General features: G+C 69.6%; 22 protein-coding genes. 6 read left to right on the top strand and 16 right to left on the bottom strand.

What is annotated here, in order from left to right; translation table 11 throughout:
• Positions 1-39: 39 nt before the first annotated feature.
• On the top strand, positions 40-1,485 hold the full coding sequence (gene argG, locus ACFYPA_RS24060) for an argininosuccinate synthase (protein ID WP_327709375.1): 1,446 nt from the start codon (positions 40-42) through the stop codon (positions 1,483-1,485).
• A gap of 138 nt (positions 1,486-1,623) precedes the next feature.
• On the opposite strand, the gene ACFYPA_RS24065 is transcribed toward argG, so the two are convergent.
• On the bottom strand, positions 1,624-2,271 hold the full coding sequence (locus tag ACFYPA_RS24065; RefSeq protein WP_359078912.1) for a helix-turn-helix domain-containing protein: 648 nt from the start codon (positions 2,269-2,271) through the stop codon (positions 1,624-1,626).
• Positions 2,272-2,449: 178 nt separating this feature from the next.
• On the opposite strand from ACFYPA_RS24065, the gene ACFYPA_RS24070 reads away from it, so the two are divergent.
• The 3 genes from ACFYPA_RS24070 (at position 2,450) to ACFYPA_RS24080 (ending at position 5,996) form a co-directional block, all read left to right on the top strand.
• Positions 2,450-3,919 (top strand): MFS transporter, encoded by a 1,470-nt coding sequence (locus ACFYPA_RS24070; RefSeq protein WP_359078382.1) that lies wholly within the window; start codon positions 2,450-2,452, stop codon positions 3,917-3,919.
• A gap of 97 nt (positions 3,920-4,016) precedes the next feature.
• Positions 4,017-5,012, top strand: a complete 996-nt coding sequence (coaA, locus tag ACFYPA_RS24075; RefSeq protein WP_359078380.1) for a type I pantothenate kinase — start codon at positions 4,017-4,019, stop codon at positions 5,010-5,012.
• A gap of 18 nt (positions 5,013-5,030) precedes the next feature.
• Positions 5,031-5,996, top strand: coding sequence for a DUF389 domain-containing protein (locus ACFYPA_RS24080; protein WP_359078377.1), 966 nt, complete (start codon positions 5,031-5,033; stop codon positions 5,994-5,996).
• A gap of 94 nt (positions 5,997-6,090) precedes the next feature.
• On the opposite strand, the gene glmM is transcribed toward ACFYPA_RS24080, so the two are convergent.
• The 4 genes from glmM to ACFYPA_RS24100 form a co-directional block, all read right to left on the bottom strand.
• Entirely contained in the window at positions 6,091-7,449 is a 1,359-nt protein-coding gene (glmM, locus tag ACFYPA_RS24085; RefSeq protein ID WP_359078376.1) for a phosphoglucosamine mutase, read from the bottom strand.
• 174 nt (positions 7,450-7,623) lie between these two features.
• On the bottom strand, positions 7,624-8,160 hold the full coding sequence (rpsI, locus tag ACFYPA_RS24090) for a 30S ribosomal protein S9 (protein ID WP_359078373.1): 537 nt from the start codon (positions 8,158-8,160) through the stop codon (positions 7,624-7,626).
• A gap of 45 nt (positions 8,161-8,205) precedes the next feature.
• Positions 8,206-8,649, bottom strand: coding sequence for a 50S ribosomal protein L13 (gene rplM, locus ACFYPA_RS24095; RefSeq protein WP_266781688.1), 444 nt, complete (start codon positions 8,647-8,649; stop codon positions 8,206-8,208).
• Positions 8,650-9,322: 673 nt separating this feature from the next.
• Entirely contained in the window at positions 9,323-10,942 is a 1,620-nt protein-coding gene (locus tag ACFYPA_RS24100) for an ATP-binding cassette domain-containing protein (RefSeq protein WP_359078370.1), read from the bottom strand.
• Positions 10,943-11,009: 67 nt separating this feature from the next.
• Here ACFYPA_RS24100 and ACFYPA_RS24105 point away from each other — a divergent pair, with 67 nt between their 5' ends.
• Positions 11,010-11,864, top strand: coding sequence for a hypothetical protein (locus ACFYPA_RS24105; RefSeq protein WP_359078368.1), 855 nt, complete (start codon positions 11,010-11,012; stop codon positions 11,862-11,864).
• 55 nt (positions 11,865-11,919) lie between these two features.
• Positions 11,920-13,791 carry a hypothetical protein gene (locus ACFYPA_RS24110; protein ID WP_389134108.1) on the top strand — a complete coding sequence of 624 codons (1,872 nt, stop codon included), beginning with the start codon at positions 11,920-11,922 and terminating at the stop codon, positions 13,789-13,791.
• A gap of 7 nt (positions 13,792-13,798) precedes the next feature.
• Here ACFYPA_RS24110 and truA read toward each other — a convergent pair whose 3' ends face one another.
• The 11 genes from truA to rplO all read right to left on the bottom strand — a co-directional run bounded on the left by truA (position 13,799) and on the right by rplO (position 22,150).
• Complete coding sequence (truA, locus tag ACFYPA_RS24115) at positions 13,799-14,653, bottom strand: tRNA pseudouridine(38-40) synthase TruA (protein ID WP_389134111.1); 855 nt, start codon at positions 14,651-14,653, stop codon at positions 13,799-13,801.
• A gap of 91 nt (positions 14,654-14,744) precedes the next feature.
• Positions 14,745-15,248 carry a 50S ribosomal protein L17 gene (gene rplQ / locus ACFYPA_RS24120; protein ID WP_136328425.1) on the bottom strand — a complete coding sequence of 168 codons (504 nt, stop codon included), beginning with the start codon at positions 15,246-15,248 and terminating at the stop codon, positions 14,745-14,747.
• A gap of 204 nt (positions 15,249-15,452) precedes the next feature.
• On the bottom strand, positions 15,453-16,475 hold the full coding sequence (locus tag ACFYPA_RS24125) for a DNA-directed RNA polymerase subunit alpha (protein ID WP_003966937.1): 1,023 nt from the start codon (positions 16,473-16,475) through the stop codon (positions 15,453-15,455).
• Between the two features lie 143 nt (positions 16,476-16,618).
• Complete coding sequence (gene rpsK, locus ACFYPA_RS24130; RefSeq protein WP_003956432.1) at positions 16,619-17,023, bottom strand: 30S ribosomal protein S11; 405 nt, start codon at positions 17,021-17,023, stop codon at positions 16,619-16,621.
• A 105-nt stretch (positions 17,024-17,128) separates the two neighbouring features.
• Entirely contained in the window at positions 17,129-17,509 is a 381-nt protein-coding gene (gene rpsM, locus ACFYPA_RS24135) for a 30S ribosomal protein S13 (RefSeq protein ID WP_014154579.1), read from the bottom strand.
• A gap of 191 nt (positions 17,510-17,700) precedes the next feature.
• Positions 17,701-17,814, bottom strand: coding sequence for a 50S ribosomal protein L36 (rpmJ, locus tag ACFYPA_RS24140; RefSeq protein ID WP_003956441.1), 114 nt, complete (start codon positions 17,812-17,814; stop codon positions 17,701-17,703).
• A 60-nt stretch (positions 17,815-17,874) separates the two neighbouring features.
• Entirely contained in the window at positions 17,875-18,096 is a 222-nt protein-coding gene (gene infA, locus ACFYPA_RS24145) for a translation initiation factor IF-1 (protein ID WP_014047798.1), read from the bottom strand.
• Between the two features lie 190 nt (positions 18,097-18,286).
• Positions 18,287-19,129 carry a type I methionyl aminopeptidase gene (map, locus tag ACFYPA_RS24150; RefSeq protein WP_359078361.1) on the bottom strand — a complete coding sequence of 281 codons (843 nt, stop codon included), beginning with the start codon at positions 19,127-19,129 and terminating at the stop codon, positions 18,287-18,289.
• Positions 19,130-19,495: 366 nt separating this feature from the next.
• Positions 19,496-20,152 (bottom strand): adenylate kinase, encoded by a 657-nt coding sequence (locus tag ACFYPA_RS24155; protein WP_389134115.1) that lies wholly within the window; start codon positions 20,150-20,152, stop codon positions 19,496-19,498.
• Positions 20,152-21,471 carry a preprotein translocase subunit SecY gene (secY, locus tag ACFYPA_RS24160; RefSeq protein WP_359078357.1) on the bottom strand — a complete coding sequence of 440 codons (1,320 nt, stop codon included), beginning with the start codon at positions 21,469-21,471 and terminating at the stop codon, positions 20,152-20,154. The genes ACFYPA_RS24155 and secY overlap by 1 nt, the downstream gene beginning before the upstream one ends.
• Before the next feature lie 223 nt (positions 21,472-21,694).
• The gene (gene rplO, locus ACFYPA_RS24165) at positions 21,695-22,150 is read right to left on the bottom strand and encodes a 50S ribosomal protein L15 (RefSeq protein ID WP_018550610.1); all 456 of its coding nucleotides are present in this window, start codon (positions 22,148-22,150) and stop codon (positions 21,695-21,697) included.

A 22,150-nucleotide genomic window follows, 5' to 3' on the forward strand; every position in this document is an offset into this window, starting at 1 on the left:
CTCGTTGCATGTTCATGCGAGATGATGCATAATCTTCCTATGTCTAAGGTCCTCACCTCCCTGCCCACCGGCGAGCGCGTCGGCATCGCCTTCTCGGGCGGCCTCGACACCTCGGTCGCGGTCGCGTGGATGCGCGACAAGGGCGCCGTCCCGTGCACCTACACCGCCGACATCGGCCAGTACGACGAACCCGACATCGCCTCCGTGCCCGGCCGCGCCAAGGCCTACGGCGCCGAGCTCGCGCGTCTGGTCGACTGCCGTGCGGCGCTCGTCGAGGAGGGGCTGGCCGCGCTCACCTGCGGGGCGTTCCACATCCGCTCGGGCGGGCGGGCGTACTTCAACACCACGCCGCTCGGCCGCGCCGTCACGGGCACGCTCCTGGTGCGGGCGATGCTCGAGGACGACGTTCAGATCTGGGGCGACGGGTCCACGTACAAGGGCAACGACATCGAGCGGTTCTACCGCTACGGTCTCCTCGCCAACCCGCACCTGCGGATCTACAAGCCCTGGCTGGACGCGGACTTCGTGACCGAGCTCGGTGGCCGCAAGGAGATGTCGGAGTGGCTGGTCGCCCATGACCTGCCCTACCGTGACAGCACGGAGAAGGCGTACTCCACCGACGCCAACATCTGGGGCGCCACGCACGAGGCGAAGACCCTGGAGCACCTGAACACCGGCGTGGAGACCGTCGACCCGATCATGGGTGTGAAGTTCTGGGACCCCTCGGTCGAGATCGAGACCGAGGACGTCACGATCGGCTTCGACCAGGGCCGCCCGGTGACGATCAACGGCGAGAAGTTCGACTCCGCCGTCGACCTGGTGATGAAGGCGAACACCATCGGTGGCCGCCACGGCATGGGCATGTCGGACCAGATCGAGAACCGGATCATCGAGGCCAAGAGCCGCGGCATCTACGAGGCCCCCGGCATGGCGCTGCTGCACGCCGCGTACGAGCGCCTGGTCAACGCGATCCACAACGAGGACACCCTCGCCCAGTACCACAACGAGGGCCGCCGGCTCGGCCGCCTGATGTACGAGGGCCGCTGGCTGGACCCGCAGGCGCTCATGGTGCGGGAGTCGATCCAGCGCTGGGTCGGCACCGCCGTCACCGGCGAGGTGACGCTGCGGCTGCGGCGCGGCGAGGACTACTCGATCCTCGACACCACGGGCCCGGCGTTCAGCTACCACCCGGACAAGCTGTCCATGGAGCGCACCGAGGACTCCGCGTTCGGCCCGGTCGACCGGATCGGCCAGCTGACGATGCGCAACCTCGACATCGCCGATTCCCGCGCCAAGCTGGAGCAGTACGCGGGCCTCGGCCTGATCGGCACCGCCAACCCGGCCATCGGCGCGGCCCAGGCCGCCGCCACCGGCCTGATCGGCTCCCTGCCCGAGGGCGGCGCCCAGGCCATCGCCTCCCGCGGCGAGGTCTCCGAGGCCGACGAGATGCTGGACCGTGCGGCGATGGAGTCCGGTACGGACTAGCACGCCGCGAAAGAGGCCGGCCGGGCGCCCTGTGCGCCCGGCCGGCCTTTTCGTTGCCGTTGCCCGCTACCGCCTCAGCGCACGTCGACGTGGCGCTTCCGGTGATGCCCCACCCGCAGAAGCCGAGGCGGCCCGGCGTCAGGCACCGGCCTGAAGGCGCAGGCCCGTCAGCGTCAGCTCCAGCCCGGCGAGGAACTGCTCCTTGTCGTCGTGTCCGTCGAACTCGTCGACGATGTCGTGCACGAACGGGTACTTCCCGGCGTCGAGCGTGCGCCACGTCGCGGCGTAGCGGCCGAGGAACTCGTCGCGGTCCACGAAGCCGTCGACCACTTCCGGGGGCGGCTCCTGGCCCAGGTCGGCGGCGTTGGCGACCACCACGCCCACGACCGCCGTCACGGCGTGGAACCGCTGTCGCGGGGTGAGGTCGAGCTGAAGCGTCTTCTGCCCCAGCTCCTCGTAGAGCCGCAACGCGTTGCCCTCGAGGTTGATGTTCTGCATGAAGTGCGCGCCCAGCCACGGCCGGTCCACGACCGCGTCGAACAGGGTGACGGCCATCATGCGCAGGTCGTCGATCGGATCGCCGCTGCTCCGCTGCCCCTCGACGGCGGCCAGCACGCCGCCGAGGACATGGTCGATGGCGCGGTCGAGCAGGTCGTCCTTGCCCGAGACGTACCAGTAGATGCTGCCGACGCCCGTGCCGAGCCGGGCCGCGAGGGCGCGGAGGGTCAGCGCCGACTCGCCCGCCTCGTCGAGCAGGGCCACGGCCGCGGAGAGAACGGTCTCGATGGAGTGCGATCCACGCTGACGTCCCCGGGAAGGGCGGTCGGCGGGTCGTGGTCGCGGGCCTGTCATGGTCCCCATCCAATCACAGCTTGCACATTTCTCGAACGACGTTCTATGGTCGAACCACGTTCCATTGTAGAACGTCGTTCGATAGCCGACGGCGTTCCGGAAGGAGGCCGTCATGACCACCACCACCGCCACCGCGCCCGCCCCGCCACGCACCTATCCGTCCCTGCTGGCCGCGTGGATCCCCCTGACCGCGCTCTGTCTGGCCTTCTTCGTCGAAATGGTCGACAACACCCTGCTCTCGATCGCGCTGCCCACGATCGGCCGGGATCTCGGCAGCGGCACGACCGCGCTGCAGTGGGTCACCGGCGCGTACTCGCTGACGTTCGGCGGTCTGCTGCTGACGGCGGGGTCGATGGCCGACCGGCTCGGGCGCCGGCGCGTGCTATTGGTCGGCCTGGCGGTGTTCGGCCTGCTGAGCCTGGGCGTCGTCGCCGTGTCCACCGCGGGGGAGCTCATCACCCTGCGGGCGGGCCTCGGCATCGCCGCGGCGGCGATGGCCCCCATCACCAACTCGCTGGTCTTCCGGCTGTTCGACGACAAGGCGCTGCGGATGCGCGCGATGACCCTGATGATCATCGTCGGCATGTCCGGCTTCGTCCTCGGCCCCCTGCTGGGCGGCACCGCCCTCGCCCACGTGCGGTGGCAGTGGCTCCTGCTCGTCAACGCCCCGATCGCACTGATCGCGGCCATCGGCGTCCGTCTCGGCGTCCCGGCCGACCGGCCGCAGGACCTGACCCGCGACAGGCTCGACCTGCCGGGCGCCGCGCTGAGCGTCACCACCATCGGCCTCGCCTGCTACTCGCTGACCAGCGGCGTCGAGCACGGCTGGCTCTCCGCGATCACGCTCGCCTCGCTCCTCGGCGCCCTCGCCGCGGGCATCGCGTTCGTGTGGCACGAGCGCCGCAGCGCCTCGCCCATGCTGGACCTCCGCCTCTTCTCCAGCGGCACCGTGCGCGGCGCAGCCATCGCGCAGATCGGCACGGCCATCGCGATGGCCGCCGTGATGTTCGGCCTGATCCTCCACTTCCAGTACGCCTACGGGTGGAGCCCCGTCCGCGCCGGTCTGGCGAACCTGCCGCTCATCGTGACGATGATCGCCGCGACCCCCCTGTCCGAGTGGCTCGCGGGGAGGTTCGGCCACCGCATCGCCTGCCTGGTCGGCGCGGCCTGTATGGCCGGCTCGCTGGCCGGCCTGTCCTGGGGCGTCGACCACGGGTACGGCGCCATCGCGGCCTGCATGGTCCTGATGACCGTCGGCCTGCGCACCGTCATGACGATCTGCGCCATCGCACTCGTCGACGCGATGCCCGACAACCGCACGTCGATCGGCACGGCGCTCAACGACACCGCCCAGGAGGTCGGAAGCAGCATCGGCACCGCCGTGGTCGGCACGATGATCGCCGCGCTGGTCACCACACAGCTGCCCGCAGGCACCTGGAGCGACGCCCTGGTCGCGTCGTTCTTCCACGGCGAGCGGATCACCTACGCCGTGCTGGCGGTCATCGTCGGCCTGGTCGCGGCAGGCGGCGCGCTCACGCTCACCGACTCCCGCGCCACCGAGGAACACCCCCAGGAGGCCTGAGCCGTGGCGGACGGGGGCCGGGCCCCCGTCCGCCACGTGACCGAGCCCACCCCCCGCTCCGTTCGAACTCCCGTCGAACTCCCGCAACAATGAACCCGTGATCACCTCGCCCACACGGAGCACGAACCGACGCGCCGAGCCCGCCGCGACGCCGTACGTCGACCTCTCCCGGGCGGAGTGGAGCGCGCTGCGCGACAAGACGCCGCTACCGCTGACCGCCGACGAGGTGGAGCGGCTGCGCGGGCTCGGGGACGTCATCGACCTCGACGAGGTGCGGGACGTCTACTTGCCGCTCTCCCGCCTCCTCAATCTGTACGTCCAGGCCACCTCCGGGCTGCGCGGCGCCCTGAACACCTTCCTCGGGGACGCGGGAAACGGGCACGGGGCACAGCGCGGAACCCCGTTCGTCATAGGGGTCGCGGGCAGTGTCGCGGTGGGCAAGTCCACCAGCGCCCGAATCCTCCAGGCGCTGCTGGCCCGCTGGCCGGAGCACCCGCGGGTGGAGCTGGTGACCACGGACGGATTCCTGCTGCCGATGAAGGAGCTGCACGCGCGGGGCCTGATGTCGCGCAAGGGCTTCCCGGAGTCGTACGACCGACGCGCCCTGACCCGCTTCGTCGCCGACATCAAGGCGGGCAAGGACGAGGTGACGGCCCCCGTCTACTCGCACCTGATCTACGACATCGTGCCGGACGAGCGGCTCACCGTACGGCGTCCGGACATCCTCATCGTCGAGGGGCTGAACGTCCTCCAACCCGCGCTGCCCGGCAAGGACGGCCGCACCCGGGTCGGGCTCGCGGACTACTTCGACTTCAGTGTGTACGTGGACGCGCGGCCCGAGGACATCGAGACCTGGTACCTCAACCGCTTCCGCAAGCTGCGCGCCACGGCGTTCCAGGACCCGTCCTCGTACTTCCGCAAGTACACGCAGGTCTCCGAGGCGGAGGCGATGGACTACGCGGCGACGATGTGGCGGACCATCAACAAGCCCAATCTGGTGGAGAACGTGGCGCCGACCCGCGGCCGTGCCACCCTCGTGCTGCGCAAGGGCCCCGACCACAAGGTCCAGCGGCTGTCCCTGCGCAAGCTCTGACTCCGGAAGGGTTGCACCGTGCTGCATCTGCGCCTGCTCGTCCCCGCCGACCGTACGGACGAGGTGACGGGCCTGCTGGAGCGGACCGTCGGCACCGCCCACCTCGCGGTATTGCCGGGGGTCGCCCGCGACCCGGTCGGCGACGTGGTGCTGTGCGACGTGGCGCGCGAGGCCGGCGACGAGCTGATCGCGGAGCTGCGGCGGCTGGGGGTCGACGAGTACGGGGCGATCACCGTCGAGAACATGGACCTGACGCTCTCCGCCCGCGCCGACCGGGCCGAGGAGGAGGCGCCGGGCGAGGGCGCGGACGCCGTGCTGTGGGAAGAGCTGACGGACGTCACCCACGAGGACTCGACGTTCAGCGTCACCTACGTGTCGTTCCTCGCGGTCGCGACGATGCTCGCCGCCTGCGGTGTGATGCTCGACAACGCGATCCTGATCGTGGGCGCGATGGCGGTGGGCCCGGAGTTCGGGCCGCTGGCCGGGATCTCCACGGCCCTGGTGCAGCGCGCCCCGCGTCTGGTGACGCGGTCGCTGTGGGCCCTGGTCGGCGGTTTCGCCGCGGCCATGGTGCTGACGGCCGGGTTCGCCTGGCTGCTGAACGCCCTCGGGCTGTTCGACGCCGCGATGATCGAGGCGCCCCGGCCGAACACGGCGTTCGTCTGGCAGCCGGACTGGATGTCGTTCGTGGTGGCGCTGCTGGCGGGCGTCGCCGGGACGCTCTCGCTCACCTCGGCGAAATCCGGGGCGCTCATCGGCGTCGCGATCTCGGTGACGACCGTGCCGGCCGCGGCCAACGCGGCGGTGGCGTTCAGTTACCGGGACTACGGCCAGATGACCGGGTCCCTCCAGCAGTTGCTGGCGAACCTCGGCGGGATCGTGCTCGCGGGGACGCTGACGCTACTGGCGCAGAAGGCGCTGTGGCGGACGGCCCTCCGCCGTCAGCGGGCCCACGCGCAGCCGTCGGCGGCGGCGGACGCGTAGCGCGACCGCGGGGCGGGCGCCCCACGCCGCGTACCGCCGACGGGTGACGGTGGGCGGGTGGGCGCGGCGACGCGCGCACCCGCCCACCCCACGGCTAACCCAGCGCGGACTTCACCACGTCGGCCAGCCGTCCGGCCACCGCGCGCGCCTGCTCGATGTCGGCCGCCTCGACCATGACCCGTACCAGCGGCTCCGTACCCGACTGGCGCAGCAGCACCCGGCCGGTGGCACCCAGCTCGCGCTCGGCCTCGGCCACGGCCGCGGCCAGCTCCGGGGAGGTGTTCACGCGGGACTTGTCGACGTCCGGGACGTTGACGAGCACCTGCGGCAGGCGCTCCATCACACCGGCCAGCTCGGCGAGCGAGCGGCCCGTGGCGGCGACGCGGGCCGCCAGCATCAGGCCGGTCAGCGTGCCGTCGCCGGTCGTGGCGTGGTCCAGCACGATGACGTGCCCGGACTGCTCGCCGCCCAGCGCGTAGCCCTCGGCCTTCATCGACTCCAGGACGTAGCGGTCGCCCACGCCCGTCTGGACGAGCTGGATGCCCTCGCGCTCCATGGCGATCTTGAAGCCCAGGTTCGACATCACGGTGCCGACCACGGTGTCCTTGCGAAGCTGCCCGGCCTCGCGCATGGCGAGCGCCAGCACGGCCAGGATCTGGTCGCCGTCGATCTCCTCGCCCGCCGCGTCCACGGCCAGGCAGCGGTCGGCGTCACCGTCGTGCGCGATGCCGAGGTCGGCCCCGTGCTCGACGACGGCGGCGCGCAGCAGCGACAGGTGCGTGGAGCCGCAGCCGTCGTTGATGTTCAGGCCGTCCGGCTCGGCGCCGATCGTGACGACCTCCGCGCCGGCCCGGGCGAACGCCTCCGGAGAGACGTGGGCGGCGGCGCCGTGCGCCTCGTCCAGGACGACCTTCAGACCGTCGAGGCGGTTCGGGAGCACTCCGATGAGGTGGGCGACGTAACGGTCGAAGCCCTCGGCGTAGTCGCTGACGCGGCCCACTCCGGCACCGGTGGGGCGGGCCCACGGCTCGCCGGTGCGGTGCTGCTCGTAGACCGTCTCGATGCGGTCCTCCAGCTCGTCGGCGAGCTTGTGGCCCCCGCGGGCGAAGAACTTGACACCGTTGTCCGGCATGGCGTTGTGGCTGGCGGAGAGCATCACGCCGATGTCGGCACCCAGGGCACCGGTCAGGTAGGCCACGGCCGGGGTCGGCAGCACGCCGACGCGCAGGACGTCGACGCCCGCGCTGGCGAGGCCGGCCACCACGGCCGCCTCCAGGAACTCTCCGGAGGCGCGGGGGTCGCGGCCCACCACGGCCGTCGCCCGATGGCCCTCGAAGGTGCCTGCCTCGGCCAGTACGTGTGCCGCCGCGACCGAGAGACCGAGCGCGAGCTCGGCCGTCAGGTCCGCATTCGCGACACCGCGCACGCCGTCCGTGCCGAAGAGTCGTCCCACTGGTGTCCTCCGAAGGTGCTCCGAAACGCAAAAAATCAGACTAAGTAAGCAACACGCGCATCAAGCCTATGAACGCCTTATGCCGTTATATGCCCGACGTGCTCAATAAACGAACGCCCCGGCAGCACGAAGAGTGCCGCCGGGGCGAACGTGTAACGCGGTTGAGCAGGCGGTTTAGCGCTTGCTGTACTGCGGGGCCTTACGGGCCTTCTTGAGACCGGCCTTCTTGCGCTCGACCGCACGGTCGTCGCGGGAGAGGAAGCCGGCCTTCTTCAGCGTGGCGCGGTTGTTGTCCACGTCCGCCTCGTTCAGCGAGCGGGCCACACCGAGGCGCAGGGCACCGGCCTGACCGGAGACACCGCCACCCGAGATGCGGGCCACGACGTCGTAGCGACCGTCGAGCTCGAGAATCTTGAAGGGCTCGTTGACTTCCTGCTGGTGCACCTTGTTGGGGAAGTAGTCCTCAAGGGTGCGACCGTTGATCTTCCACTTGCCGGTGCCCGGAACGATCCGGACGCGGGCGATGGCGTTCTTGCGACGGCCAAGGCCGGCCGCCGGCTGCGGGTCGCCGAAGCGGCCCGCGAGCGACTCGGAGGTGTACTCACCCTCGACGGGGACCTCCGACTCGAAGGTGGTCACCTCGGCGAAGGTCTCTTCGCCCTCGGTGACCTCGGTGCCCTCGACGGGCGTCTCTGCAGTGGTCTCGGCCACGATTCTCCTCAGATCTTTCTTTACGTCTTTGGGGGGAGGCCGGAACTACTGCGCGACCTGGGTGATCTCGTACGGGACCGGCTGCTGCGCAGCGTGCGGGTGCTGGTCGCCCGCGTAGACCTTCAGCTTCGAGATCATCTGACGGCCCAGGGTGTTCTTGGGGATCATGCCCTTGATGGCCTTCTCGACGGCCTTCTCGGGGTTCTTCGCGAGCAGCTCGTCGTAACGAACGGAGCGGAGACCACCCGGGAAGCCGGAGTGACGGTACGCCATCTTCTGGGTCTTCTTGTTGCCGGACAGGTGAACCTTGTCGGCGTTGATGATGATGACGAAGTCGCCCATGTCCATGTGGGGGGCGTAGATCGCCTTGTGCTTGCCTCGGAGGAGGTTCGCAGCCGTGGTGGCCAGACGGCCCAGGACGATGTCCTCGGCGTCGATGATGTGCCACTGGCGAGTGACATCGCCGGGCTTGGGGCTGTACGTGCGCACCTTGTAGCCTTCGCTTCTTCAGTGGATGGGGTCCAGACACACGGCACCTCTGAAGCGAATGCAGCTGGGGCTCACAATGCCGGGGACGCTGCCCGTATGCGAGCCACTGGTAACTGCTCCAGAGAACCTACGTAAGGGCCCTTCGCGTGAGAACGACGAAGCCAATACGTATAACAATCCCTGAGAGTACCCGCCGCGGCCCGGACGGGTCAAAACGGGTCGCCCCGGTCCGGGGGCTGAGGGTTCCTCGGTGCTGGGTTCCGTCCTCAAGCGCCGGACGGGCTGGGTTTGTGGGTGGGGGTCCGGGGCCCCTCCGGGGCGTCTCCTCAGACGACGAACGTTCGGCGGGTCCGCAGCCGACCCGGGTATCTGTTCGTCGTCCTGCGGGGACTCCCCTGCACGCCCCCGAACCCGCCCGCCGTGAGTCTGCACCCATCGTCCCACCGGCGTGCAGACGCAGGAGCGACCGGGTGGGGGCGTGCAGGGCAGTCCCCGCAGAAAATGGCGTACGACCCGGGTACCTGTTCGTCGTCGGGCGCACACGCCATTTTTGAGGAGTCTGCCCGGAGGGACCCCACCCCCACCCACCGGACAGAAGCGCACCCCGCGGAGCACCCGCACCACCAAGCCCGTCCGGCGATTGAGGACGGAACCCCGCCGCCCCGGGGAGGCGCTACCGCGCTCGTGACACCCGCCGCTCGTCCCACACCGGCTCCGTCGTCTCCCGGACGACCCCGTCCGAGCCGAAGACCAGATAGCGGTCGAAGGACTTCGCGAACCACCGGTCGTGCGTGACGGCCATCACCGTCCCGTCGTACACCTCCAGCCCGTCCTGAAGCGCTTCCGCCGACTCCAGGTCCAGGTTGTCGGTCGGCTCGTCGAGCAGCAGCGCGGTCGTGCCGGCGAGTTCCAGGAGCAGGATCTGGAAGCGGGCCTGCTGCCCGCCGGACAGCTTCTCGAACGGCTGGTCCCCCTGCCGCTCCAGCTCGTACCGCCGCAGTACGGACATGGCGCCGCCCCGGTCCTTGGCCTGCTCCGTCCACAGGATCTCGACGAGCGTCTTGCCGAGCAGCTCGGGATGGGCGTGGGTCTGCGCGAAGTGTCCGGGCACCACCCTCGCCCCGAGCTTCCACTCCCCGGTGTGCGCCACCGGCTCGCCCGCCAGCAGCCGCAGGAAGTGGGACTTGCCCGACCCGTTGGAGCCGAGGACGGCGACCCGTTCCCCGTAGAAGATCTCCAGGTCGAACGGCTTCATCAGGCCGGTCAGCTCCAGGTTCTTGCAGGTCACCGCCCGCACCCCGGTCCGGCCGCCGCGCAGCCGCATCTTGATGTCCTGCTCGCGCGGCGGCTCCGGCGGCGGCCCGGCGTCCTCGAACTTCTTGAAGCGGGTCTGCATCGCGTGGTAGCGGTTCGCCATGTCGGGGCTGTTCGCCGCCTGCTGCCGCATCCGCAGGACGAGCGCCTTCAGCCGGGCGTGCTCCTCCTCCCAGCGGCGCAGCAGCTCCTCGAAGCGCGCGAACCTCTCCTTGCGGGCCTGGTGGTACGTGGCGAAGCCGCCGCCGTGCACCCAGACGTCGCTGCCGGCCGGGCTGGGCTCCACGCTGACGATCTTCTCGGCGGCGCGGGAGAGCAGCTCCCGGTCGTGGGAGACGAAGAGGACCGTCTTACGGGTCTCCCTCAGCTTCTCCTCCAGCCAGCGCTTGCCGGGGACGTCGAGATAGTTGTCCGGCTCGTCGAGCAGCAGCACCTCGTCGGGCCCGCGCAGCAACGCCTCCAGGACCAGCCGCTTCTGCTCACCGCCGGACAGCGTGCGCACCTCGCGCCACTGCGCCTTCTCGTACGGGACGCCGAGCGCGGCCATGGTGCACATGTCCCAGACCGTCTCGGCCTCGTACCCGCGCGCCTCCGCCCAGTCGCTCAGTGCCTGCGCGTACGTCATCTGCGCGGCCTCGTCGTCGGTGGTGAGGATCAGTTCCTCGGCCCGGTCGACCTCCCGCGCGGCCTCGCGGATCCGGGGCTGGGCGACGGACACCAGCAGGTCCCGCACCGTGCGCTCGTCGCGCACCGAGCCGACGAACTGCTGCATCACGCCGAGCCCGCCGCTCACCGAGACCGAACCGCCGTGCGGCTGGAGCTCCCCGGCGAGCAGGCGCAGCAGGGTCGTCTTCCCGGCGCCGTTCGCCCCGACGAGGGCGACCACGGCCCCGTCCGCCACACGGAACGAAGCATCGCCGAGCAGCACCCGCCCGTCCGGTAGGTAGTACTCGAGATGGCCTGCTTCAAGATGTCCCATGCACAGCATTGTCACGGGCCGCGAAGCCCTGGCCCAACCGGATTACCGAGGGCCTAGGATTCGCGGCATGAGCTTTGGGCAAGGGGGGCCCTCCTGGGGGCCCGGGGGCACTGGTACACCGGACTGGGCGGCACTGGCCGAGGCATCGGCGAAACGCGCCAGGCGCAAGAAGTGGCTGATGATCGGCGGAGGCGCGCTGGCCACCGCCGCGGTCGCCGCGATCGTGGCGACCGCGGTCATCTCGACCAACAAGGACGAACCCGGCGGCGCCTCCGGGAAGAACGCGAGCGAGCTGCCGTCGGCGACCGATCTGCCCAGCGAGACGGCACTGCCGGAGCCGTCGTTCTCGTCGGTGGCCCCGGCACCGCCGCCGAACCCGAAGGACTACATATCCGACGTGAAGAAGGACCGGGCACCCGTCACCGTGGACGCCTTCTTCCCCGGCAAGAAGCTGACGATGGGTGACCGCGTCTACTCCAAGGGGGCGACGCACCGCACCACGCAGTGCGCCGCCACCACCCAGGGCGCGCTGGGCACGATCCTCACGAACAACGGCTGCGACCAGGTCCTGCGGGCCACATACAGCCGCAGCGGCGTGGCCGTGACCATCGGCCTCGCGGTCTTCGAGACGGAGGCCCAGGCCAAGAGGGCCGCCCAGCAGGCCAGCGGAGGCCTGGCCTCGCTGAGCGGATCGGGCGTGCCGACGTTCTGCCGCGGCGGCGCCGTCTGCCGGCGCACCGCCAACTCCTACGGCCGGTACGCCTACTTCACGGTGGGCGGCTTCACCAGCGGCAAGAACGTCACCAAGGGCGACAAGAACGTGTTCGCCGTCGGCGACGACCTGACGGACTTCACCTTCCGCCAGATCCGCCACCGCGGCGACGTCCAGGCGTCGGCGGCCGCCACCGCCCCCACGACCTGACCCGCCGCACGTCCTTCGGCCCAGTCACCTCTCCCGGATGCGGAGGACCGCTGCTGTGCGTCCCGTCTTCCTGGTCTCCTTCCTGCGCATCCTCCGCCACCGTGATGCCATCGGCGTCGACCTGGCACCCGACGAGGCCGTCGTCCTGGACCCGCCGGACGCCCCGCTCCGCGCCGCCCTCACCGCGGCGACGGCCGGCGACCACGCCCCCGCGCGGGAGCTCCTCGCCTCGACGCGGGTCCACGCCCAGTGGGACCGCCGGGACGCGTACGTGAGCCGGCTGGCCCGGACCGCGCTGCACCACGACGGCTGGCTGGACGCCTGGGTGGCGGAGTCCCCCGACGACCCCGACGCCCTTCTCGTCGTCGCCGACTTCCACCTCCACCAGGCCTGGAAGGTGCGGACGGGCGCCCGCGCGAAGGACGTCGAACGGGACCAGTTCCAGGCGTTCTTCGCGCTGCTGGAGGACGCGGTGCCCGTGATCGGGGCCGCGGCCGAACTCAATCCCGGCGACCCGGTCCCCTGGCGCATCGCGCTCACCCACGCCCGCGGCACGCAGGCTCCGCGCGAGGTCTTCGACGCGTACCTCGCCGAGGCCGAGGCCCGCGACCCGCACCACTTCGGCTGCCACGCGCAGGCGCTGCAGTACCTGTGCGCCAAGTGGTACGGCTCGCACGAGGAGATGTTCCGGTACGCGGAGCGGGTGGCGGCCTCGGCCCCGCCCGGCTCCAGGCTGCACGCACTGCCGCTCCAGGCGGCGCTGGAGTACCGCTTGTCCGAGGCCGACGAGCCCGAGGGCCCCGACCCGTACGGACCCAAGGTCGACGCGGCCATCACCAGGGCGCTCGGCCTCTCCGACACCTACGACGGGGCGGGCGACCGGGAGGCGGCCGGATTCCGCAACGAACTGGCCCTGCTCCTCATCCTGTCGGACCGGCCCGCCGAGGCCCTCGGCGTGTTCCGGGCCATCGGCGTCCACGCCACCGAGTACCCGTGGAACCGCCTCGGCGACCCCCGTACCGAGTTCCTCGAAGCCCGGTCCGACGTCCGGCTCGACCTGGCCGCGGAGATCCCGTTCTTCGCGCGCCCGCCCGAGCCGCCCGCCGTCGCCCCCGACTGGGCGGCCCTCACCCCGCGCGCGGTCGCGATCGTCCCCGCGCCCCCGGCCGCCGTCGCCCAGGCGGCGCTGATCTGCGGCTTCTCGCTGCGTACGGCCCCGGCGGGCGAGGGCTACAGCTATGTCGAGGTGGTCCCCGAGGCCAGCCGCGGCCGACGCGCGGCGCTGCTCCCCCGGGAGCCACTGACCGCGGCGGCGGAGACGTTCACCACCGGGGAGGGCTGGCCCGCCCTGGTGCTGCACCGCACCCCCGAGCGCTGCACCGTGACCGCTCTCCACCAGGGTCGGCACATCGCCTCGCACACCTGGGACGCCGAGTCCGCCGCCCCCGACCACGCCGACGTGCAGGACACCGCCGGGGACCTCGCGCGGCTGTACCGGGTGGCGGACCCTCGCCCGCTGGCCCACATCCTGCGCGGTACCGGCGACCCGGTCCGCCACCAGGCCGATCTGGTGACCGCCCTCGGGCTGCCGCCCGTCCCGCCCGGCTTCGGCGGGGACACCGAGATCCTCGGCGACATCCCCGGCGCCCGGGTGCAGGCCCGCCGCTCCATCCTGGCGGGGATGCGCGACACCATGACGACGAGCACCGGCAGCCATCCGCCCGCACCCGACGAGGGCACCCCGCGGACGACCCGCTGGTGGCTGACCCGTACCGCCGCGCTCGTGGCCGTCGGCGTGGCGGCGGTCTTCGCCTGGTGGAGCCCGCGCATCGGCTGGTTCCGCTCCTCGCTGCTGAGCGGCGCGGCGCTGTACCTGGCGGGCTCCCTCACGACCGCGCTGCGCCGCCGAAGACGTGACGCGTCCTGACCGGCGGTCAGCAGCAGCCGGCTCCCGGAAGCGTCCGCACGTTACGCGCCTCCACCGCCCTGGCGGCGAGCAACTCATCGGCGGGGTAAGCCACTTCCTCCAACGTCAGCCCGTGCGGCCGCACCACGTGCACCCCGGGATCGCGCACCCCGGCCGCGAGCACCTCGGCCGGCCACGGGGCCGGGCGACGCCCGTCGCCGACGAACAGCATCGCCCCCACGAGCGCCCGCACCATGTTGTGGCAGAAGGCGTCCGCCTGCACGGTGCCGGTGATGATCCCGGACGCCTCGTCACGTACCCAACTCAGCTTCTGCAGCGTCCTGATGGTCGTCGCACCCTCGCGCTTCTTGCAGTACGCGGCGAAGTCGTGCTCCCCCGTCATGCGCGCCGCCGCCGCGTTCATCGCATCGAGGTCCAACGGCCGGTCGTGCCACAGCACATGACCGCGCACCAGCGGATCGACCCCGCCGGGCCTGTCCGAGATCCGGTACGCGTACCGGCGCCACAGGGCGGAGAAACGGGCGTTGAACCCGGCCGCCGCCTCCTCGATCCGCCTGATCCGCACATCGAGCGCCATCCGGCCGGCCATCCGCCGCAGCAGCATCGAATCGTGTTCGGCCCACACCTCGGCCGGCAGATCCACGTGCGCGACCTGTCCCCGGGCGTGCACGCCGGCATCGGTGCGCCCGGCCACGGTCAGGTCGTAGGTACGCGGGGAGCGGGTCACGGTCCGCAGCGCGTCCTCGATCTCCCCCTGGACGGTCCGCCGGCCGGTCTGCTTCGCCCAGCCCGAGAAGTCCTTGCCGTCATAGGCCAGGTCCAGCCGCACCCGTACGAATCCGGGCTCCACCACGTCACTCACACCAGCGATCCTCTCAAGATCCGTACACAGCGAAACGGGCCCGCACCGCCCCGAAGGGTGATGCGGGCCCGTCCCAGTCGTCTCAGAACGCTCAGGCGTCCTTCGACTCCTCGTCGGCCTCGGCCGGCTTGGCGTCCTCGACGGACTCGACCGGGGTCTCGTCCTTCTTGAGGGCGTCTTCCTTGACCGCACGCTTCGTGGCGGCCTCGGCCTCACCGGTGGCAGCCTGCGCCACGGTCAGGGCCTCGACCAGCTCGATGACGGCCATCGGGGCGTTGTCGCCACGACGGTTGCCGATCTTGGTGATGCGGGTGTAACCACCGGGGCGGTTCTCGTACCGCGGCGCGATCTCGGTGAAGAGCGTGTGCACGATGCCCTTGTCCGTGATCGACTGCAGCACCAGGCGACGGTTGTGGATGTCGCCCTTCTTCGCCTTGGTGATGAAACGCTCGGCGACCGGACGCAGGCGGCGGGCCTTGGCCTCGGTCGTGGTGATGCGGCCGTGCTCGAACAGCGACTTCGCGAGGTTGTTGAGAAGAAGCTTCTCGTGCGCAGCGCTGCCGCCCAGACGGGCACCCTTGGCGGGCTGAGGCATGGTTTTCTCCTTGTGTGCTGCACCGGCCGTATCAGGTACCGGTGTCAGTTCCCGCGCGGCGGTCGCCACACGGAAGTCTTGATCCGCCGCACGCACTCGGCATCGAGCCGCAGCCCGTAAACCGAGCCCGTCCGGCGATTGAGGACACAGTCCTCGCCCGGTCCGGGGCGCCCGTCAGGGACAGGCACCCCGGCCGGAGGCGACTCAGTACTGCTCGGTCTCCACGAAACCGGCATCCGCGTCGTCATCCGCACCGAACGCGTCGGCCGCGGCGGTCGGGTCGAAGCCGGGAGGCGAGTCCTTCAGCGCCAGGCCCATACCGGCCAGCTTCGCCTTGACCTCGTCGATCGACTTCGCACCGAAGTTGCGGATGTCGAGCAGGTCCGCCTCGGAGCGGGCCACGAGCTCGCCCACCGAGTGGATGCCCTCGCGCTTGAGGCAGTTGTACGAGCGGACCGTGAGCTCCAGCTCCTCGATCGGCAGCGCCAGATCCGCGGCGAGCGCGGCGTCCGTCGGCGAGGGGCCCATGTCGATGCCCTCGGCGTCGATGTTGAGCTCGCGCGCCAGACCGAACAGCTCGACCAGGGTCTTACCGGCCGACGCCATGGCGTCACGGGGACGCATGGCCTGCTTGGTCTCGACGTCGACGATCAGCTTGTCGAAGTCGGTGCGCTGCTCGACACGGGTCGCCTCGACCTTGTACGTGACCTTGAGCACCGGCGAGTAGATGGAGTCGACCGGAATACGGCCGATCTCCTGGCCCACCTGCTTGTTCTGGACGGCGGAGACGTAGCCGCGACCGCGCTCGACGGTCAGCTCCATCTCCAGCTTGCCCTTGCCGTTCAGCGTGGCCAGGACGAGGTCCGGGTTGTGGACCTCGACACCGGCCGGCGGGGCGATGTCGGCAGCGGTGACCAGGCCGGGGCCCTGCTTGCGCAGGTACATCACGACCGGCTCGTCGTGCTCCGAGGAGACGACCAGCTGCTTGATGTTGAGGATGAGGTCGGTCACGTCCTCCTTGACGCCCGGCACGGTGGTGAACTCGTGCAGGACACCGTCGATGCGGATGCTGGTGACAGCGGCACCCGGGATCGAGGAGAGGAGCGTGCGACGCAGGGAGTTGCCGAGCGTGTAGCCGAAGCCCGGCTCCAGCGGCTCGATGACGAACCGCGAGCGGAACTCGTCAACGACCTCTTCGGTCAGCGACGGACGCTGAGCGATAAGCATGTGTGAATCCTTCAGTCGTGGGCGCCCACTATTTGACGCCCGACAGATGAAACAAGGATACGGGCGGCAGGCCCCTACAGGGACATACCGCCCGCACCCCAAAACGCTACTGCCCGTGCGCGGCCGTCACCGGCCGCACCGGATCAGACGCGGCGACGCTTCGGCGGACGGCAGCCGTTGTGCGGCGTCGGGGTGACGTCCTGGATCGAACCGACCTCCAGGCCCGTGGCCTGCAGGGAGCGGATCGCGGTCTCGCGGCCGGAGCCCGGACCCTTGACGAAGACGTCAACCTTGCGCATGCCGTGCTCCTGCGCGCGACGGGCGGCCGACTCGGCGGCCATCTGTGCGGCGAAGGGGGTGGACTTGCGCGAGCCCTTGAAGCCGACGTGGCCGGCGGAGGCCCAGGAGATCACGTTGCCCGAGGGGTCCGTGATCGAGACGATGGTGTTGTTGAACGTGCTCTTGATGTGGGCGTGCCCGTGAGCGACGTTCTTCTTTTCCTTGCGACGCACCTTCTTGGCTGCGCCCTGACGACCCTTGGGGGGCATGTCTTGACTCCAGATGGAGAGGGGAGGTGATCGGTCCTACAGCGAAGACCGCTGGATACCGCGGTTGTCCGGCGAACCGGACGCTCGCAGTGCGTCCGCTGAGGACTACTTCTTGCCCGGCTTCTTCTTACCGGCGATCGCGCGACGCGGGCCCTTGCGGGTACGAGCGTTCGTGCTGGTGCGCTGGCCGTGGACCGGCAGACCGCGACGGTGACGGATGCCCTGGTAGCAGCCGATCTCGATCTTGCGGCGGATGTCGCCCTGGATCTCGCGGCGAAGGTCACCCTCGGTGCGGAGGTTGGCGTCCACGTACTCGCGGATCTTGACCAGGTCCTCTTCGGCCAGGTCACGAACGCGGGTGTTGGGGTTCACGCCGGCGGCGGCGAGGATCTCCTTGGACCGGGTGCGCCCGATACCGAAGACGTAGGTGAGGGCAACCTCCACGCGCTTTTCGCGCGGGATGTCAACACCTGAAACGCGTGCCATTCAATGGCTCCAGTTGTTATTTCGGGGGTCTTCCACAGAACCACTCCCGACCGCCGACCTCTCGGAGAGAGGTGGTACGCCCGAGTCCCCGGCCCCCGCCGGAGGTGTCGTCAGCCGTGGCTTGGACGGGTTCTGCGTATGTACGTTTTCGTGCGTCGCGCGAAGTACTGCGAGATGCAGGGGGTCGTGCGTCAGCCCTGGCGCTGCTTGTGGCGCAGGTTGTCGCAGATGACCATGACCCGACCGTGACGGCGGATCACCTTGCACTTGTCGCAGATCTTCTTGACGCTCGGCTTGACCTTCATGGGATGTCAGGTTCTCCGGGTCAGTGCCAGCACCCCGCCGAAGCGAGATGTGGGCAAGATCTACTTGTAGCGGTAGACGATCCGGCCACGCGTCAGGTCGTACGGGGAGAGCTCCACCACGACCCGGTCGTCCGGAAGGATTCGGATGTAGTGCATCCGCATCTTGCCGGAGATGTGCGCGAGGACCTTGTGACCGTTCTGGAGCTCCACCCTGAACATTGCGTTCGGGAGGGACTCGATCACGGTGCCCTCAATCTCGATGGCACCTTGCTTCTTGGCCACGCTTCGCCTTTCGAATCGGCTACCTTGATCGACTCTCGTCACTCGTATGCGGACACACGGATGCACGAGAGCCGACGAGTCAGTCTACGTCAGCGGACTCCAAAAGACGAATCCGTCAAGTTTGCCCACCGCGGGAGATCCTTAGACCTCGCGGTGGCCATCAATCAGCCGTTGGGGTCTCCCCTGGTCCTTAAGACCTTGGGAAAGGGTCCGGCGCCACCTCGACGCCGTACTGCGCCAGCTTCTCGCGGCCGCAGTCCGGAGCGGTCAGAACCAGCGGACCCTGCTCCGTGAGGGCGATGCTGTGCTCCCAGTGGGAGGACCGGGTGCCGTCGGTGGTGATGACGGTCCACTCGTCCTCCAGCACCTCGGTACGGGCCGTGCCGAGGGAGACCATCGGCTCGATCGCCAGGCAGAGGCCCGGGACCAGCTTGATGCCCTTGCCGCGCTTGCGGGCGACGTAGTTCAGCACGTGCGGGTCCATGTGCATCTCCGTGCCGATGCCGTGCCCGCCGTAGTCCTCGATGATCCCGTACTTGCCCGTCGCCGGACGGGGCTGGCGGCGGATGTAGGACTCGATCGCCTTCGAGATGTCGACGAGGCGGTTGTTCACCTTCATCGCGGCGATGCCGGCCCACATCGACTCCTCGGTCACCCGGGAGAGCTCGATGAGCTCCGGAGCGTGACCGGTGCCGACGAAGGCCGTGTACGCGGCGTCGCCGTGCCAGCCGTCGATGATCGCGCCTGCGTCGATGGAGATGATGTCGCCGTCCTTGAGGACGGTCTTCTCGTCCGGGATGCCGTGGACGACGACCTCGTTCACCGAGGTGCAGATCGTCGCGGGGAACCCGCCGTACCCGAGGAAGTTCGACTTCGCGCCGTGGTCGGCGATCACCTTGCGGGCGACCTGGTCCAGGTCGTGCGTGGTGGCGCCGGGCACCGCCGCCTCGCGGGTGGCGGCGTGAATGGCGGCGACCACCAGCCCCGCCTCACGCATCTTCGCGATCTGCTCGGGGGTCTTGATCTGCACCATTGCGCGGCGCCTTTCTGGATGGACGTGACGGGTGCGGCGTAGTCAACGATACGGCGCAAGCAGTCGGGCGCGGGGGGCCCCGGCGCCCCCGCGCCCCCCCCCCCCAACCCCGCGGGGGGGGGGGACACCCCCCCGACCGCCCCCCACCCCCCCACGGGCCCGCCGGCCCCCCCGGGGCCCTGGGGCCCGCGGGGGGGGGGCCCGGCGGGGGGGGGGGCGGGGGGGGCGGGGCGGGGGCCCCGGGGGGGGGGGGCGGGGGGGGGGGGGGGGGGGGGGGGGGGCCGCCGGGGGGGGGGGGCCGGGGGGGGGGGGGGGCGCCGGGGCCCCCCGCGCCCGACTGCACAACAAGTACTGCGGTGTTCTCTCTCAGCCCTCGTCGGACCTCAGAGCCTCCATGGCCCGCTCGGTCACATCGGTGACCTTGCCGAGCGCGGAGATGGTGACCACCAGGTCCTGAGCCCTGTAGTAGTCGATGATCGGCTCGGTCTGCGTGTGGTAGACCTCGAGCCGGGTGCGGACCGTCTCTTCGCTGTCGTCGTCGCGCTGGTACAGCTCGCCCCCGCAGGTGTCGCAGACACCCTCGGTCTTCGGCGGGTTGTACGTCACGTGGAACACGTGCGCGCTCTCGTTGCGGCAGACCCGACGGCCCGCGATCCGCTTCACGACCTCGTCCTCGGGTACTTCGAGGTCGAGCACCGCGTCCAGCTTTACGCCCTCGTCCTTGAGCATCACATCGAGGGCCTCGGCCTGACCCACGTTGCGCGGGAAGCCGTCGAGCAGGAAGCCGTTGACCGCGTCCGGCTGGGACATGCGGTCCTTGGCCATCCCGATCGTGACCTCGTCCGGCACCAGCTGCCCCGCGTCCATGTAGGCGCGGGCCTGCTTGCCAAGGTCGGTGCCCTGGCTGATGTTGGCGCGGAAGAGGTCGCCCGTGGAGATGTGCGGAATCGACAGGTTCTTGGCAAGGTACGCAGCCTGCGTTCCCTTGCCGGCACCCGGCGGGCCGACGAGGACGATTCGCATCAGCGGAGGAACCCTTCGTAATTGCGCTGCTGGAGCTGACTCTCGATCTGCTTCACGGTTTCCAGACCCACACCCACGATGATGAGGATGCTCGTCCCGCCGAACGGGAAGTTCTGGTTGGCTCCACCGAAGCCTGCCAACGCCATCGTCGGCACAAGAGCGATCAGACCCAGATACAGCGAGCCCGGCCAAGTGATCCTGTTGAGCACGTAGCTCAGGTACTCGGCAGTAGGTCGACCTGCCCGGATACCCGGGATGAAGCCACCATACTTCTTCATGTTGTCGGCGACTTCCTCGGGGTTGAACGAGATCGCCACGTAGAAGAAGGCGAAGAACACGATCAACAGGAAGTACGTCGCGATGTAGTACGGGTGGTCGCCCTTGACGAAGTGGTCCTGGATCCAGGTGGCCCAGCCCGCGGTGGAGTTGGAGAACTGGACGATCAGGGCCGGGATGTAGAGCAGCGAAGAAGCGAAGATGACGGGGATCACACCCGCCTGGTTCACCTTCAGCGGGATGTACGTGGACGTACCGCCGTAGGACCGGCGTCCGATCATGCGCTTCGCGTACTGCACCGGGATGCGGCGCTGGGCCTGCTCGACGAAGACGACGAGGCCGACCATCACGAAGCCGATCAGGATGACGGTGGCGAACTCGATCCAGCCGTCCGCGAGCTTGCCGCTCGTCTTGATGGCCCAGATCGCGCCGGGGAAGCTGGCGGCGATCGAGATGAACATCAGGATCGACATGCCGTTGCCGATGCCGCGGTCGGTGATGAGCTCACCGAGCCACATGACGGCGCAGGTACCGGCGGTCATGGTGACGACCATGACGACCGTCGTGAACATCGACTGGTTCGGGACGATCTGGTCGGCGACCGGACAGCCGCTGAAGAGCGCACCGCTGCGTGCGGTGGCCACCAGACCGGTGCCCTGCAGGATCGCGAGCGCGACCGTCAGATAACGCGTGTACTGCGTGATCTTGGTCTGCCCGGACGACCCCTCCTTCTTGAGCGCCTCGAGTCGGGGAATCACCACGGTCAGCAGCTGAAGAATGATGCTGGCCGTGATGTACGGCATGATGCCGAGCGCGAAGATCGTGATCTGCAGCAGTGCACCACCGCTGAACATGTTCACCAGGCCGAAGAGGCTGTTGTTGCCCTTACTTGCCTGATCAACACAGGTCTGGACGTTCTCGTAGCTCACTCCCGGGACCGGGATGTGTGCCCCGAGCCGGTAGAGCACGATGATGCCGAGCGTGAAGAACAGCTTCTTGCGCAGGTCGGGCGTCTTGAACGCCCGGGCGAACGCGGTGAGCACGGTGCCTCCTGCGACCCCCGCGCAATGCGTAGAGGTGACGGTCTTGAGGATCGATGAATTCGTAATAGCCAAAGGGCCCAAGGCGCTTGCGCCCAGGGCTTACCACAGCAACGGAGGCCACCTTACCGGCGTACATGCCCCCCTAGGAACGACCAACCGGGGATGCCCCATATGAGAGGCATCCCCGGTTGGATGTTCAGGCCACCGATTGGTCCGAGTTGTCTCAGACGAGCTCAGTGACGGTGCCGCCGGCAGCGGCAATCTTCTCCTTGGCGGAGCCGGAGACGGCGTCAACCGAAACCTGCAGTGCCACGGAGATCTCGCCCTGTCCGAGGACCTTGACGAGGTGGTTGTTGCGCACAGCGCCCTTGGCGACCAGATCGGCCACCGTGACCTCTCCACCCTCGGGGTAGAGCGTCGCGAGCTTGTCCAGGTTCACGACCTGGTACTCCGTGCGGAACGGGTTCTTGAAGCCCTTGAGCTTCGGGAGACGCATGTGGAGGGGCATCTGGCCACCCTCGAAGCGCTCCGGAACCTGGTAACGGGCCTTCGTGCCCTTGGTACCACGACCAGCGGTCTTACCCTTGGACGCCTCACCACGGCCCACACGGGTCTTGGCGGTCTTGGCACCCGGGGCAGGCCGGAGGTCATGCGCCTTCAGCGGCTTGTTCTCCGCCAT

Origin of the sequence: Streptomyces sp. NPDC005775 (assembly GCF_042871565.1) — a bacterium.
Taxonomy (GTDB): Bacteria; Actinomycetota; Actinomycetes; order Streptomycetales; family Streptomycetaceae; genus Streptomyces.